The sequence below is a fragment of the Paenibacillus sp. O199 genome (genome assembly GCF_001636635.1).
Lineage (GTDB): Bacteria > Bacillota > Bacilli > Paenibacillales > Paenibacillaceae > Paenibacillus > Paenibacillus marchantiae.
In genome coordinates this window covers 22,220-36,362 of record NZ_LGRP01000017.1, presented here as the reverse complement: position 1 = coordinate 36,362, position 14,143 = coordinate 22,220, and the positions used below count along the sequence as shown (strand labels likewise).

Here is a 14,143-nt window from a genome sequence, read left to right as displayed (position 1 = left end):
AAAGAGGGCGTTATTCGGCCAGCTCACGGCCTCCATAACCCCCACCAAAGTTCTTTATCCTCCCATGGCAGCAATGCGCTGCAACAAAGGCTCCCGATATCTGGACCATACCATAGAGGCCTCTCGGCCGATGGCATCCGCGTGACGTACCGTCCCCATTCCCCCGTGCCGACGATATGCCGTAAGCGATTCATTCAGATATGGAAAACGATGGCCGTTCAGCAGAATACGCATCCATAGATCCAAATCATGCGTATAAGGCAATAGTTCATCGAACAGACCCACCCCACTAAACAGATCCCTGCGGATCATCACGGTACAGCCATTCACCGGATTGCCGTTTACGAAGAGGCGCAGCCAATCCGGTTCGGCCATCGCTTGAGCTCCACCGTTCAGCTTGGTCACTGTAGAGTGCTCATTAATGTAATTAAAGTTGGTATGTGAGATGAGCGCATTCTCCCGTTGCATAAATTCAACCTGATGACGAATCTTATCTGGATATAAGAGGTCATCTGAACTCAGCCAGGCGATATAGTCCCCGGAAGCATGACGAATGCCGTGATTCAGAGCCGAAGCTGTACCGCCGTTGCTTTTGCCAAGAACATAAATGTAGGGAAGATACGGCTGAAGCAGTTCTTCATTCCGGGTAGAGCCATCGTTGACGATAATGATCTCCACATCGGTATATGTCTGGTTCAGTGCACTCTGGATCGCTTGAGGTACATAAGGATCATTGTAAAACGGAATGACAATGGACACGCTCGGATTCATTAAGTCGCCCTCCCCTGCTGAGTACGAACATCGCTCAGAATGTCCTGAAGAGATTGGGTAAATGGAATCAGCGGCTGCCAGCCCAACTTGCGCAGTGCCGAGAACTCCTCCTGATCTCCCGCCCCGTCCGGCCCGGAAGAAGCTCCGTCCCAGCGTACCGGCACCTCCGCTTCGGTCATGGTTAGCAGCGTATCCGCAATCTCTCCGAGGCTGCGCTCGGTGCCCGATACAACCGGATATACGTTGCCCGTTGTGCCTTGAACAAGCAAGGTTGCATAGGCCCGGACTGCGTCCCGCACATCTAGAAAATCACGGGTATTATCCCGGCCGGATAGACGAAAGGCCTCCGTCTTACCTTCCTGTTCACAGGCAACAATATGACGTGCCAGCAGCGAACATATGCCCGTTGAAGGGCCTGCCCCGATCAGATTCCCCGGCTCGGCCAGCATAATCTGCTGTCCAAAAAGAGACATCCATGATAGAGATACCATTTCCTCTAATGCTTTGCTGAGACTATACGGGTGCGGAGGCTGCGGTGGCCGACCGGGTTCAGGAGTATACTTTAATCGGGAGCCCACAATAACGGTCCGTGCCGCCGGACAGCTTCTTAGTGCATCCAGCAAATAGAGAACAGCCATCACATTAGTCTCTAGCACCAGCAGCGGATTGGACCACGAATCGGGCACGGAATTTTTACCTGCAAGATGCAGCACATAATCCGGCTTCACTTCTTCAATCAGAAGGCGGACTTGCTGCTTATCGTTAAGATCACAGACATGTACAGCCACACCATCGCCAAACGAATGTATACCTGACCGCCTGACCACTGCTGCGACTACCGTACCGGCTGCCTTGAAATAAGCAACCGCATGCCGACCAGTGAAGCCAGAAGCACCCGTGATCAGTACCTTTTTGCCTGTTAGCTCTGCTCCATCCATAATGCCAGCTCCTTCAGCATCGTAGAATAATCCGGAAGGTCTGTCTTCACATCCTCACGTGTGGAAACTAACGTGCGGTCCTGCACAACGCTATCATCGGGTAAGATAACAACATCCTGTTTATCCCATATCTGCTTGAACAGCACAAGCAGGTCATGCTTGCTGACAGGCACCGGATGAGCCAGATGGATTAGACCACTGACCGGAGATGCCAGATAATGATCTACCCATTTGGCCAGTTCAAGGGTGGTCACCCCATTCCAGAAGACGCGTGCATATCCGCCAACCTCACCTGTGCAGGACATGAACCAATGCATCAGACCAATGCCGCCTTTCCGAATTTCGGGTCCTATAATGGACGTACGGATCGTCAGATGACCCGCATCCTGAACTTCACCCAGTGCTTTCGTGATTGCATAGGCAGATGTTCCATCGGTAACATCATCCTCCCGGTACGCCCCCCGGTCCCCACTAAACACACAATCTGTACTGATGTGGATCAGACGTGCACCGATCGTGTCAGCGATCCGCCGCAAACGATGCGGCAGAAATCCATTAATATGATAAGCGGTAATTTTGTCTTCATCTGCAAAACTGTTCAAAACACCCACCGCGTTAACGATGACATCCGGGTGCACCACCTCCACCAGACGGTCAACCATAAAGCAGTCATTTACATCCAACAGAAGACCATTAGGGTCCGATACATCTCGGGTCGTATAGAAGACGCTGTGGACGCCTTGACGGCGGAAATAGTCGACCATAATATGGCCGGCCATTCCGTTTCCCCCAAGTATCAACAACTTCATGACAGGAACCCTCCGCGTTGCAGAATGTCACGAATCTCCTGTTTGGTCATTAGCTGATGCTCGGAACTGAAGCTGCTGAAGGATACTGGAGGACAGTTCGTATAATGCTCCTTCAACCCCGGTATGCCGAGTGTAGGCAAGATCACCAAGTATTGCTCATCGTATACCACTGTGGTCATGCTCTCGAATTCACTCATCAGAATCTCGTGAATCTTCTCACCTGGCCGAGTACCACGCTCCACAATGGAGACATTCTCCACACCTGAGTCCTCAATCAGTACTTCTGCCAGATCTACGATTTTGCACGTTGGCATCGTCATGACAAAAATCTCACCACCGACACTTTCCACCGAAGCTTTGAACAGCAAAGTGATCGCATCTTTCAGCGTGAGAAAAAATCGAGTCATTTTCATATCCGTGATGGATACTTGGCCTTTGGATCGAATCTGATTTTTGAATAAGTGCACGACACTGCCGTTCGTTCCAAGTACATTGCCACCACGTACGGTGACAAACCGCGTATTGCTGTGAAGCAGATTGGCATATACGATCAACTTCTCACCGATCGCCTTTGTCATGCCGTAGAAATTGGATGGATTGGCGGCCTTGTCGGTCGAGATGTAAATGACTTTTTCTACATTATTTTCAATCGCAGCTTCGATGACATTTTGTGTTCCGATCACATTGGTTTTGAGTGCTTCATAAGGTTGGTCTTCACACACCGGTACATGCTTGAGTGCTGCGAGATGAAATACATAATCCACATGTTGACATGCAACGGTTAAAGCATCCTTGTCTCGAATATCACCAATGCGAAAATGAAGACGCGAGTCTTCGAATTCACGACTCATCGCCACTTGGCTGGACTCATTCCGGGAGTAAACGATAATCTCCTTGGGCTGCTGGGGCAGCAGTTGAGCCACAAGTTCATAACCCCATGATCCCGTACCGCCAGTCACGAGTATACGCTTATTTTCAAACATGCAATTTCCCTCCAAGCAGAAATTTGACCACTTTACTGGATACATCGGTTGCTTTGTAGCCTTGTGGACAATCCCAGTCGTTTGACATTTCGGTCATTACTTTCACACAACCCGCAATACGCTCCGCATCCAGACCTGAGACCACATTGCTGCCGCAATCCACCGTCTCCGGTCGTTCTGTCGTGCGACGCATGGTTACCGTTGGCACACCCATGATGCAGCACTCCTCTTGTACGGTACCACTATCCGTAAGTGCACAGCGTGCATGTCGCTCCAGCATCACGAAGTCGAAAAAACCGAATGGTTCGTGAAATTCCACCAGCGGGTGCATCTCCAGTTGCAGATGCTCGGCGATTCGAATAGCCGTTCGAGGGTGAATGCTGCATATGACTCGCATGGCATGTTCTTCAGCAACCTGATTCAAACCTTTCATAATCTCCAGCAAATGAGGAGGGTGATCCACATTCTCCGCCCGGTGGGCCGTAACCAAAAAATATTGCCCGGACTTCAGCTTCAATTTCTTCAGTATTTTGCTGGAACTTACCTGTGCGTCGTAGTGACGCATCACTTCATAGATCGGGTTCCCTGTCAGCACAATTCGGCGACTAGGTACCCCTTCACTAATCAGATGTTTCTTACTCTGTTCGGTATACGGCATATTAATGGTGGAAATGGCGTCGATAACCCTGCGATTTTTCTCTTCGGGCACATCCAGGTCAAAGCATCGATTGCCTGCTTCCATATGAATGACGGGTATGCCCATCCGTTCAGCCAGAACAGCACATAATGCACTGTTCGTATCGCCGAGCAGCAGCACTTTATCCGGTTTCTCCTGATTTAATAAATCTTCCATTTGCGTAAACATCGAGGATAACTGTCGACCCAACGAGGCCGCTTCATCCTGAAGGACGTAGTCCGGCGCACGCAAGCCCATTTCCTTGAAGAAAAGACCGCTGAGACTTTCCGTGAAGTTCTGTCCCGTGTGTACCAGAATATGTTTGGACGCGTACTGGTCCAGCTTGGAAATGATCAGGCTGAGCCGTATAATTTCAGGTCGCGTACCCAGCACCGTCATGATCTTCATCGTAATCCCTGCCTTCATCGTCTATTGGATAATCTCCGGCGAACCCGGCTTCGTTTGGCTTTGCCAGGCGCACGTTTGCGAACAGTCGGTTGCACCACGCGCACACGTTGTTTCCTCTTTTTGCTTGCCTTCAGCTTCCTCCTGCCTGTTCCCGTTCCTCGTTTCATTCGGTCACGGATCCTGCTGCGGTGGGTTGAATGCGGGTAACGACTTCGTCCTGATCTATGGCTTGAGCGAGGTTCTGTATCTTCATGAACAGGCTGACCTATGGCAAGCGGAGGCAAGGGCGAGAGTGGCAACGCCTGAATCACAGTCAATGGGAACAATCGTGCCCGAACCGAAGCCGGTTCCAGAATCAGCACGGTTCGCAAACGACCCTCACCCCATGCGTACACTGGACCATTCGGAGGCTGAATGTACGGAAACCATCCGGGAAAACGAATCAACCACTGTGTCACCATCGTATGCAGCTTTGCCCTGTAGGTTTCAATACCGTACAGCTTTTCCGCTTCTGTCCGATTACGCCAACCGGTGTCGGAGGCCAGTTCAGGATCATTCAGCAGAGTTGTTGCCAGAGTAGTAAGCGCCTGAGAATCCCCGGCCGGGGCCAAAAATGCACCGCTGCCTACCGATTCCAACAATTCCTTTAGTCCGCCCTGGGCAAAAGCGATAACCGGTTTGGCGAAATAAAGCCCCTCCAGCGCGGTCATGCCAAATCCTTCTTTGACCATGCTCGGAATGACCACCATGTCCATAGCCGTATAGGCTAGAGATACATTCTCTTCAAACGGCGTAAAGGTAAATCTGCGATAATAACCGGATTTTTTCACCCGTGATACACATTCGTCATAGTACTTTTTGTCCGCTGATGTACCAATAATCCAGAAACGGCAGCGCGGATGGGTTTCACACAATTGCAAAGCCATATCCACAAAAGGTTTCAGACCTTTGGCATCATATATGAAGGAAGAGATGTAACCGATACAGATCTGTGATGGCTTAAAACCAAGCTCTTTGCGTTTGCGTTCCCTCAAGTGAACCCATCGCTCCGGGTCCGGTAAGGCCGGGTCCCAGGTTGGGGAGATCACGGTTAATTTGGCACTCATGCCGGCTTGTTTGAATGGTGCTACTGCACTTTCGGATATGCCTATGATCCAATCGGAGTAACGCTCAATCATCTGTACAGCTTCGTTTGTATGTTCATTCAACGCAATAATCTCGGTAATCTTCCAGATCACCGGAATTTGCAGAGACTTCGCTGCTACGGCAGGCATCACATTGACACAGGTATTCGTTAACACCAGATCAGGTGCAGTCTCCCTGATGAGGGAGACCACGTCCTGATAAGCTGGTTTATGGCGAAGCTGTTCTGCATCCGTTGCAATCCCCCGGTAAGGTGTGTACACACCGTGAAGCATCGGCAGGAAGCATACTTTGACCTGGATATCGAATCTCCGTGCAAGTCCGGCAAGCTTTCCTTCCTGAGGAACCACGAGTACACAATCAAAGATGGAACCCATCTCCCTCATAAAATGAAGCAACAGCTTCTCCGCACCCGTAATGCTGCGGGTGTTGCACACATGGGAAAACAACATGAGTTTGGGTTTAGTCGCCATGGCCGCACGGACCCTGAATACGAATATGCAGGGTTCTGTGCACACCTCCTTCCGGACAAGATTAAGGGAATATAATGCTCAATATTTCGTTGATTCTTTTGCCATACGTGTGATCCTTCAATGTCCGTTCCAGCCCTCGAAGTGCAATTTCACGGCGCTCTTTCTCATGAGTGAGGTAGTATTCAACCTTATCGAGCAACTCCTGAGGGGAAGAGTAGGTCTCGATCTCCACACCCGGTTTATAGAAACGTGCCAGGTCATCCCGCGCATCGGTCAATTGAAGGGTCGTAGACGCCGCAATTTCAAATGTTCTCGGATTCGGGGAAGCTGGTGAAATTTTAACATGGTTGTTGTTAACGGAATCGTCTTCATGGGAGCGGTGAAGGTTGATGACAATTTTGGTGCCGTTATAGACATCATTCGTTTCCTGCGGACTCATCCAGCGACCCAGTTCGATCTTCTCACCGTAAGCAGCATAGTCAGGCAGGCGATCCCACCAGATGCCATTAAATACGGTATTGTGTGACATCAGCTGTGCCATGATCGGATTGAAGAAATACACCCGGTTCCAGTAGGCCGATCCGATAAAACTGACATCCCGGTGTAATGCAGATGGTGTGGTGATTGGGAAGTAATGATTAGTGAATGCAGCAAAGGGCAGGTAGTGAACAGAAGGGCAGCCGTTTTGTCGGTACAACTCGACACAGTTCAGTTCCAATGTGAACACATGATCGAAATGCTGTACTGTCTCAAGCGTCATATCCGTATAGTACGGATCATCCGTGAGCCAAATTGCCGTCTGAATGCCTGCTTGGCGAATCGCATCGAGATGTTCCAGCGGAATATCCATGCCATCCAGCACAAGCACCAGGTCAGGACGGGTTTGCAACGCAATTTCGGATACAGGCTGACGTGGATCGGAAAGAGTTACTTGGGCAACCATGCCCTGCAATGTTGCCATGATGGCTTCGTCCAGTGGGGAATACGGGAATCCTTTACCCGAAGATACATACAGCACGTGAAGCTGCCGGAAAGGCAATGGCTCCTGTGCACAATTGACGATATAGTTGGCACGGCCACGTAAATATCCTTCTTCCTTGCCCGCATCATATCCGGCATGTTGCCCGTTTTTGCGTGCTTGGTCAGCCAGACTGAGCACTGGTGCATGAGACTTTCTCGTTTTACGGTGTTTGAGAGACATACCGCCACTCCTTTTATTTTTGGGATAGGGTTTTCTAACGCTGTTGCCCTGCAGAAAGAGAATTTACACGTGCTCCAGCAGCTGAGCAATACGACGAGTGAACGTATGCTGGTTCAGTGTGGTAAGCAGCCCTCGCCAAGCCAGGGCTCGCCGTTCCTCTTCATGGTGCAGATAATATTTGATTTTGCGCTGAAGTTCAGCCGCGGTTGTAAAGGTCTCGATGTCATATCCAGGCCGGTAGTAACGTGGCAGATCATTGCGTGCATCCGTTATCTGCATCGTGCCACAGGCGCTGATCTCATACGTCCGCGGATTAATGGAATGGCCTTGGAGATGATGCGTATTGCGATTGTCTTCCCCATTCTCGCAAGTCCGGTGTACGTTAATCACGATTTTGGCGCCATTGTAATAATCCACTGTCGCTCCAGGATCAATCCAGCCTTCATGGATGAATCGGCCCAGGATGTCGGAGCGTTTCAGCCGGTTCCACTGGCTGCCGGCAATGAATACCTTTTTGTCCGCCAGAAAAGGAGCCAGCTCATCGAACAGTGCAATTCGGTTCCAGAATCCGGTGCCGATAAAACAAATGTCATACTGATGCTGCGGCGCCGTACGCCTTGGTTGAAACATTCCCGGGTTCACTGCCAGCGGCATATAGATCACCCGACCTGCTCCATGTGCAGTATAGAACGGCACGGCCGCTTCCTCATGCGTGAACACGACATCGTAATGCTGACAGATGGTTGTCGTATCTTCGGTAAAATACGGGTCATCCACAAACCATACTGCTGTTCGTATTCCAAGTCCCCTTATGCCATTCACCTGTTCCAGATGATCGGGAGGAAATACGTGTAGTCCATTCATGACCAGCACCAGATCGGGCATGTGCTGGCTGGCTTCCTGCAGCATGTTTGCCGGCGATCCGACAACACATTCACGAACAGATTGCTGCAAGGCTCCAATGACGCCTTCATCGATGGCATCGAATCCTTGCGGAATGTACAGCACTTTCATATTCCGCACGGTCGGCTCAAACATCTGCACTCGCTCCATCATGGCCTGACAGCCGCCAAATCTGCGGCCTTCTGCATATCCGCCACGGTAAGCTATCTCCGCTTCTGTAGGCGGCCGGTGTCGTCGTTTTGCCACATCCTTCACCCTGTCTTCCTTCAGGAGATCCCACTTTCAGATTCTCCCCGAGATTGGTGTTCCCTCTAAAGGATATGCCCCGGGGTCAGATGCATCATGGACGGGTGTCCTGCAAGGCGCAAAATTGGCGTCTGCCCTCCACAACCGCCTGCACGGGCATGTCCGCTTTTGCAGCGATACAAATAACCCGGAGGGATCCGTCCCCCCGGGCAATCGTCATACACTGGACATGCATCTATAGTCATCCGAAAATGTACACCTACTCTGTTATTGCGCTTTGTAAGCCAACTGATGTCCGTCCTCGAATCCCTTGGCGAAACCCGCGTTGAATCCTTCGTTGTACGCCTCGTTGTACCCCTGGCTGTACGCGCTGTCCGGGTTCGGATCGGTAGGGGTAGCCGGGACGACAGGTTGTGCGGGCTTCACACTCCGGTGCCGTCGTACCGCACGTTTCTTTTTTTTGAGCCACGCACTGCGTCCTTTGAGGGTACGTTTGTGAAGCACACGTTTGCCTTTGACCGCACGCAGTTTACGGATTTTACGCAGACGGGCCCCGCGAGCAAGCAAAGCTCTTTTGGTTCTCAGACGTATTTTTTTCTTCTTTAACATGTCAACATTCCTCCTGTATGTTCCGGACCATGCGTATCGCATATCCAGGGTCTTTGAGCCATGGCACACCAGGCTCCCCATGCTGGATTCGGGCCAGCCTTATCCCCGTAACCATCCGGGACATCTCCTCTTGATAACGGCTTAGCAAACGAATGTTCTCGGCCAGACTGCGGGCGGATACTTCCGAGTGGGCAGACACGCTGGCCACACTGTCCAGAATGCGGGCGAGCGCCTGCTGACTGTGTGCAATGGACTCAATGAGGGACAGTTTCGCTTCCTGCTCACGCCGCAACAGACTCATTTTCCGAGATCCCCCATATCCATGCCGCCAAACATGCCACCATCCATGCCGCCTTCTTCACCATCGTTCTGCACCATGATGGCCTTCAGGTTGTTGCATAATCCGGTTTCCATTCGGGTCAATCCTTCTAGTATTTCCACCAGTTGATCATGCATTTTGAGTGGCTCTGCCACCTGATCGCTATGCGTCAGAAAAGACTCACCATTCAAATGATTTAACGCCCAGTTCCTTACCTTCTCGGCTTCAATCGCCTTGGCCTCCAAAATCAGGGCAATATTCCACTGCATCTTGGCTGCTGCATCCAGCATCAGTATGAGACTTTGTTCTCTGCTCATGTCCATTCACCCGCCTTCCGGGCTTATTCTTCCTCTTGACCCGCCATCTCCCGCATCACCTGAGTCAGCGTTTCGGCTACGGCTTCTTCCAAGTCTGCCAGGCCTCCCAAATAGGAGATGATGCTTTTGTTGATTTGTCCCGAGCTATCCAGCAGACCGTCAACGCCATCCAGCTCCGGTTCGATATCCGGCAAATGATTGATGATTTCAGACATGCGCACAGCGACTTGACGTTTGGCATCCAGTACACGTGCAACCTGCTGGTGAGAATGTGCAATATGTGTGAGTATTTCATCGATTTTGCTCTGCATGGTCCTCCTCCTTACCGTCACGGCCTGCTTCACCCATAGAAAAACCCGGCCTATCAGCATTTGCCTGCTACAGCATATGCCGGGCCGGGATCGTCAGTTACTCCAGCTTGCGCCTATATCGTCAGATGACGTAACTCCAATCGGATGAGTACCGGCTGAGGAATTGGCGGGTACGTTCCTGTTTGGGCCGCGCAAATACTTCCTCCGGTGTTCCTTCTTCCACTACGGAACCCCCATCCATGAATACAACTCGATTTGCCACCTCGCGGGCAAAACCCATTTCATGGGTGACAACAATCATGGTGATACCCTCCTGGGCAATCGATCGAATGACCGACAGCACCTCACCTACAAGTTCAGGATCAAGCGCCGAGGTTGGTTCATCGAAAAGAATTACCTCTGGATTCAGTGCCAGCGCCCGAGCAATGCCTACCCGCTGCTGTTGTCCACCTGACAGCATGCTGGGATACTCATTAATTTTGGTGGACAGGCCCACTTGTTCAAGTACACGCAAGGCTCGTTCACGAGCATCGGCTTTGGACATTTTCTGAGCGACGATTAATCCTTCCGTTACGTTATCCAGTACCGTTTTATGTTTGAACAGGTTATAGTGCTGGAACACCATCGCCGTTTTTCGCCGCAACTGCACAATGTCATGTTTGCGGGCATGCTTGCAGTCTACGGTTAATCCGCTGATCTGTACCTTGCCCTCATCGGCACGTTCAAGAAAATTCACACAGCGCAGCAATGTCGTTTTGCCGGACCCGCTCGGTCCAAGAATGGCAACAACATCCCCCTGCTCCACAGTCAGATCAATACCTTTCAACACTTCCTGCTGACCAAAAGATTTGTGTATATTCGTCAGTGATATCATGACACCCCTCCTTTGCTGTACACGGCAACTCTGCGTTCCAGCAAAGCTGTAATCCGTTCGACAATCACCGTCAGACCCCAATAGATCAATGCGGCAGCAATGAAAGCCTCCAGAAATTTCAGACTGACCGAAGCCACCACATCCGCTTTCCCGAGAATATCCATCTGTGATACGGTAAACGCGAGTGTTGATCCATGCAGGAAACCAACAAACATACTGCACAGATTCGGCAGAACCGCACCCACCGCCTGCGGTAAAATAATGCGTCTCATTGCCTGGGAGGTACTCATGCCCACGGCATGTGCAGCTTCCATCTGCCCAGTGTCCACTGCAAGAATACCGGAACGGATAATCTCGGACATATAAGATCCGGCAGTCAACGAGAAGGCGATGAGCACGAACACCAGAATCGGGATGGAGGAAGACTGAAAGGCCCAGCCGTACCGGGCTGCAAGCTTGTCGATGATCAACGGAATCCCGTAATAGATTAGAAACAAGTGCATCAGCATCGGTGTCCCCCGAAAAAACGAAACATAGAAATCAGCGATCCGGTAGACCCAGGGAACCTTATAGATTCGAATTAAAGCAGTAACCAGACCAATGCCAAAGCCTGCGATCAACGGTACAATCGTAATGACGAGTGTTAGTGGCAATGCCTTTAGAATCTGGAAAAAAGATGTGTAGATAAAGTTGAAATCAATAGACATTCGCTCACCCCGCTATTCGTTTCAGGCGTTCAGCTCTAACCACTGGCCCAGGGACTTCTTTCTTACGTTCGTGACGCTGGAGTCTGCGCTCTGCGATAGCAAACCCTTTTTCAAGTACAAGCACGATAACATAGTAAACAATCGACAGACTGATATACACTTCAAGTGCATGCGATGTAGCCGAGATCAGCGTTTGCCCCCTGCCCACCATGTCCATGACCCCAATCGAGAAAGCAAGTGACGTATCCTTTAACGAACCAATCAACGTATTCGCCATATTTGGAAAAGCAACGATGAGCGCCTGCGGAACCACAATGCGCCGAAACGACTGAAACGTGGTCAAGCCCGCAGCATAAGCCGCTTCCGTCTGACCCTTGTCCACACTGCGTACAGCTCCGCGAAAGATTTCCGCAAAGGACGCTGCATCACTTAACGCATAAGTCACGATGACAAATACCAGCGGATCGGTCCTGGACAGATCGACTCCTATAGGCTTGAGCAATTCAGGTAATCCGTAGTAGACCAGAAACAACTTGATGAGAATCGGTGTGCCCCGCATGAAAGAGACGTACAGGGTGGCGAGCTGGCTCAGCACCGGAATCCGGTATAACCTCGGAACCGCCAGAAGTACACCGCCCACCAAACCGAACACAATGGAACCGCCCAGTACAATCAGTGTAATATGCAAATATCGCAGCAGTTCAGGGACGAAATCCAGAACCAATGACAGATCGAATGATTTACCCATAACCGTCGCTCACCTTTCTCAACGAACTATTCCTCAACCGTGTAGTCGGCTCCCAGCCACTCTGTGCTCAATTTGCTCAATGTTCCATCTTCCTTGATTGATTTGAGCGCTTCATCAATTTTTGTTTTGAGTTCTTCCTCATCCTTGTTCAGAATGAAATACACTTTGGAGTTGGACAGAGCCTCTCCCACAGTCTTTAACTGTGCATCCACCACTTTATTTTGATAATCGATGGCAAACTGCGTGCTGATGGTTGCATCCACCCGGCCTGTTTTGATCTGGGTATTCGTATCTTCTCCTGCTCCGGAATACACAATGTCGATGGCATTTCCATTCGCTGCATTCCATTTCTCAGCCAGTACAGCCGCATTACTCGTAGCGCCAACAATCAGTTTTTTACCTTTCAGATCCTCGATGGATTTTACATCCTGGTTTTTCTCGCTTACAACGATTTTATTAGGGAAAATGTTATATGCCTCGTCATTAAAAAGGAACTTGGCCTGTCTCTCTTCATTCACTTCCATTTGGTGAGCGATCAGGTCTATTTTCTTCGTTTCAAGACTAAGCAGCAGGTTTTTAAATTCCATTGTACTGAACTCGAATTCATATTCAGGCAATCGTTTATCAATCTCGCGGATCAGTTCTACATCGTACCCCGTCAGCTTGCCATTCTCATCAATAAAGCAAACATTCGGGAATTGAGTACCTGTACCCACAATGATCTTCTTCACTTTATCTTGACCGGACGCAGATGCGGAATCCGATTCATTCGATGCATTGCCTGAACTGCAACCCGCCAGTACCACCAACATAGTAATGAACAGCAATGCTGTCCGGAATTTCTGAATCCCCCATTGATTAACCATTCCCGATCTCCTCCACAGGCTGTTATTTCAGCCAATATGATGTGTACTCCCATTCCTCATCTTTGATTTAACTAACCATTCACACTTGTATAGTCGGAATTAGGTTGAACAAAGAATAGCATCGTATGTCATACCTAGGCAATATATATGTTAATAGGACATCCTGATAACGTTATAGAACTTCTCTATGCTTCACCCGTTCCCTGATCCAAAAGTAAACCAAAAGAAGCGATCCCCCAACCAGGCTGGGGATCGCTTCTTCAATTGCAGATCATATTAAATTCAAATACGCATCTATCTGCGACTAGCCCATTTAATTTTACGAGCTACTTCTATACGCTGCAGTTGCAAGAGTCCGATTCGTTCTTCAAACTTCTTGCGTTCATCCGTTGAATGGGCCGCGTGAATCTGGTGGCAGAGACCTGTTAGTTTACTGTTGATATAATCAAATCTCATCCATAATTCTTCTTCAGGTGTGCGCTGCTCCGCTTCCGGCTGAAATATTTTGAGCTGGTGGATAAGGGACTGCTGCCATTCCTGATCCTCGATTTGGATGGCAAAATGCAAAAGATCCAGATAGTCGTCGATTTGCAACGATATACCGCAATCAGGTTTCGTATTCATTAGTCGTCTCTCCTTATTTCAGTTCTTGGCTGGAATCAGTTAGTTCTATTTTACAGGATAGAGCATGGTTTAGGCGAGTCCTGAAACGAGTAAAATTGGAAAAAGTTTTGTCATTTTTACATATAGAAGCTTTCGATGGGCTTATAGACAGATCTGATTCGAGAATTATATTCCAACCATGAATTTCATGATAAAATAACACCAAAATATTAAACCA

Annotated in this window: 18 protein-coding genes; all 18 read right to left on the bottom strand. The window is 49.7% G+C overall.

The genetic code is table 11. From position 1 onward, the window contains the following. Nucleotides 1-54: 54 nt before the first annotated feature. The gene (locus A6049_RS21815; protein ID WP_063566672.1) at nt 55-771 is read right to left on the bottom strand and encodes a glycosyltransferase; all 717 of its coding nucleotides are present in this window, start codon (nt 769-771) and stop codon (nt 55-57) included. Beyond that, complete coding sequence (locus tag A6049_RS21810; protein ID WP_063566671.1) at nt 771-1,709, bottom strand: NAD-dependent epimerase/dehydratase family protein; 939 nt, start codon at nt 1,707-1,709, stop codon at nt 771-773. The genes A6049_RS21815 and A6049_RS21810 overlap by 1 nt, the downstream gene beginning before the upstream one ends. Beyond that, nucleotides 1,691-2,518, bottom strand: coding sequence for a dTDP-4-dehydrorhamnose reductase family protein (locus A6049_RS21805; RefSeq protein WP_063566670.1), 828 nt, complete (start codon nt 2,516-2,518; stop codon nt 1,691-1,693). The genes A6049_RS21810 and A6049_RS21805 overlap by 19 nt, the downstream gene beginning before the upstream one ends. Further along, nucleotides 2,515-3,501 (bottom strand): polysaccharide biosynthesis protein, encoded by a 987-nt coding sequence (locus A6049_RS21800; RefSeq protein WP_063566669.1) that lies wholly within the window; start codon nt 3,499-3,501, stop codon nt 2,515-2,517. Before A6049_RS21800 ends, A6049_RS21805 begins: the two co-directional genes overlap by 4 nt. Beyond that, nucleotides 3,494-4,585, bottom strand: a complete 1,092-nt coding sequence (gene wecB / locus A6049_RS21795; protein WP_063566733.1) for a non-hydrolyzing UDP-N-acetylglucosamine 2-epimerase — start codon at nt 4,583-4,585, stop codon at nt 3,494-3,496. The genes A6049_RS21800 and wecB overlap by 8 nt, the downstream gene beginning before the upstream one ends. Before the next feature lie 14 nt (nt 4,586-4,599). Next, nucleotides 4,600-6,201 carry a glycosyltransferase family 4 protein gene (locus A6049_RS21790; protein WP_063566668.1) on the bottom strand — a complete coding sequence of 534 codons (1,602 nt, stop codon included), beginning with the start codon at nt 6,199-6,201 and terminating at the stop codon, nt 4,600-4,602. 61 nt (nt 6,202-6,262) lie between these two features. Further along, entirely contained in the window at nt 6,263-7,402 is a 1,140-nt protein-coding gene (locus tag A6049_RS21785; protein WP_240321512.1) for a CgeB family protein, read from the bottom strand. A gap of 63 nt (nt 7,403-7,465) precedes the next feature. Next, complete coding sequence (locus A6049_RS21780; RefSeq protein ID WP_063566667.1) at nt 7,466-8,560, bottom strand: CgeB family protein; 1,095 nt, start codon at nt 8,558-8,560, stop codon at nt 7,466-7,468. A 56-nt stretch (nt 8,561-8,616) separates the two neighbouring features. After that, a complete protein-coding gene (locus A6049_RS32990; protein WP_139295735.1) occupies nt 8,617-8,796 on the bottom strand; it encodes a hypothetical protein in 180 nt (59 codons plus the stop codon). A gap of 22 nt (nt 8,797-8,818) precedes the next feature. Further along, nucleotides 8,819-9,160, bottom strand: coding sequence for a hypothetical protein (locus A6049_RS21775; protein ID WP_063566666.1), 342 nt, complete (start codon nt 9,158-9,160; stop codon nt 8,819-8,821). A 1-nt stretch (nt 9,161) separates the two neighbouring features. Then, nucleotides 9,162-9,461 carry a hypothetical protein gene (locus A6049_RS21770; RefSeq protein ID WP_063566665.1) on the bottom strand — a complete coding sequence of 100 codons (300 nt, stop codon included), beginning with the start codon at nt 9,459-9,461 and terminating at the stop codon, nt 9,162-9,164. Further along, a complete protein-coding gene (locus A6049_RS21765) occupies nt 9,458-9,796 on the bottom strand; it encodes an alpha-helical endospore appendage domain-containing protein (protein ID WP_063566731.1) in 339 nt (112 codons plus the stop codon). The genes A6049_RS21770 and A6049_RS21765 overlap by 4 nt, the downstream gene beginning before the upstream one ends. Before the next feature lie 23 nt (nt 9,797-9,819). Beyond that, nucleotides 9,820-10,107 (bottom strand): hypothetical protein, encoded by a 288-nt coding sequence (locus A6049_RS21760; protein ID WP_063566664.1) that lies wholly within the window; start codon nt 10,105-10,107, stop codon nt 9,820-9,822. A 121-nt stretch (nt 10,108-10,228) separates the two neighbouring features. Next, nucleotides 10,229-10,981 carry an amino acid ABC transporter ATP-binding protein gene (locus tag A6049_RS21755; protein ID WP_063566663.1) on the bottom strand — a complete coding sequence of 251 codons (753 nt, stop codon included), beginning with the start codon at nt 10,979-10,981 and terminating at the stop codon, nt 10,229-10,231. Further along, a complete protein-coding gene (locus A6049_RS21750) occupies nt 10,978-11,688 on the bottom strand; it encodes an amino acid ABC transporter permease (RefSeq protein ID WP_063566662.1) in 711 nt (236 codons plus the stop codon). The genes A6049_RS21755 and A6049_RS21750 overlap by 4 nt, the downstream gene beginning before the upstream one ends. A gap of 4 nt (nt 11,689-11,692) precedes the next feature. After that, complete coding sequence (locus tag A6049_RS21745; protein WP_063566661.1) at nt 11,693-12,436, bottom strand: amino acid ABC transporter permease; 744 nt, start codon at nt 12,434-12,436, stop codon at nt 11,693-11,695. A gap of 26 nt (nt 12,437-12,462) precedes the next feature. After that, nucleotides 12,463-13,302, bottom strand: coding sequence for a transporter substrate-binding domain-containing protein (locus tag A6049_RS21740; protein ID WP_063566660.1), 840 nt, complete (start codon nt 13,300-13,302; stop codon nt 12,463-12,465). A 294-nt stretch (nt 13,303-13,596) separates the two neighbouring features. Then, nucleotides 13,597-13,926 carry a hypothetical protein gene (locus A6049_RS21735; RefSeq protein ID WP_063566659.1) on the bottom strand — a complete coding sequence of 110 codons (330 nt, stop codon included), beginning with the start codon at nt 13,924-13,926 and terminating at the stop codon, nt 13,597-13,599. Between the last annotated feature and the right edge of the window lie 217 nt (nt 13,927-14,143).

Excerpts from the sequence above, each read along its gene's own strand:
- A6049_RS21800 (WP_063566669.1), bottom strand. The coding sequence starts at position 3,501 with ATGTTTGAAAATAAGCGTATACTCGTGACTGGCGGTACGGGATCATGG.
- A6049_RS21790 (WP_063566668.1), bottom strand. The coding sequence starts at position 6,201 with ATGGCGACTAAACCCAAACTCATGTTGTTTTCCCATGTGTGCAACACC.
- A6049_RS21770 (WP_063566665.1), bottom strand. The coding sequence starts at position 9,461 with ATGAGTCTGTTGCGGCGTGAGCAGGAAGCGAAACTGTCCCTCATTGAG.
- A6049_RS21805 (WP_063566670.1), bottom strand. The coding sequence starts at position 2,518 with ATGAAGTTGTTGATACTTGGGGGAAACGGAATGGCCGGCCATATTATG.
- A6049_RS21785 (WP_240321512.1), bottom strand. The coding sequence starts at position 7,402 with ATGTCTCTCAAACACCGTAAAACGAGAAAGTCTCATGCACCAGTGCTC.
- A6049_RS21745 (WP_063566661.1), bottom strand. The coding sequence starts at position 12,436 with ATGGGTAAATCATTCGATCTGTCATTGGTTCTGGATTTCGTCCCTGAA.
- A6049_RS21760 (WP_063566664.1), bottom strand. The coding sequence starts at position 10,107 with ATGCAGAGCAAAATCGATGAAATACTCACACATATTGCACATTCTCAC.
- wecB (WP_063566733.1), bottom strand. The coding sequence starts at position 4,585 with ATGAAGATCATGACGGTGCTGGGTACGCGACCTGAAATTATACGGCTC.
- A6049_RS21815 (WP_063566672.1), bottom strand. The coding sequence starts at position 771 with ATGAATCCGAGCGTGTCCATTGTCATTCCGTTTTACAATGATCCTTAT.
- A6049_RS21755 (WP_063566663.1), bottom strand. The coding sequence starts at position 10,981 with ATGATATCACTGACGAATATACACAAATCTTTTGGTCAGCAGGAAGTG.
- A6049_RS21810 (WP_063566671.1), bottom strand. The coding sequence starts at position 1,709 with ATGGATGGAGCAGAGCTAACAGGCAAAAAGGTACTGATCACGGGTGCT.
- A6049_RS21750 (WP_063566662.1), bottom strand. The coding sequence starts at position 11,688 with ATGTCTATTGATTTCAACTTTATCTACACATCTTTTTTCCAGATTCTA.
- A6049_RS32990 (WP_139295735.1), bottom strand. The coding sequence starts at position 8,796 with ATGACTATAGATGCATGTCCAGTGTATGACGATTGCCCGGGGGGACGG.
- A6049_RS21775 (WP_063566666.1), bottom strand. The coding sequence starts at position 9,160 with ATGTTAAAGAAGAAAAAAATACGTCTGAGAACCAAAAGAGCTTTGCTT.
- A6049_RS21765 (WP_063566731.1), bottom strand. The coding sequence starts at position 9,796 with ATGAGCAGAGAACAAAGTCTCATACTGATGCTGGATGCAGCAGCCAAG.
- A6049_RS21735 (WP_063566659.1), bottom strand. The coding sequence starts at position 13,926 with ATGAATACGAAACCTGATTGCGGTATATCGTTGCAAATCGACGACTAT.
- A6049_RS21740 (WP_063566660.1), bottom strand. The coding sequence starts at position 13,302 with ATGGTTAATCAATGGGGGATTCAGAAATTCCGGACAGCATTGCTGTTC.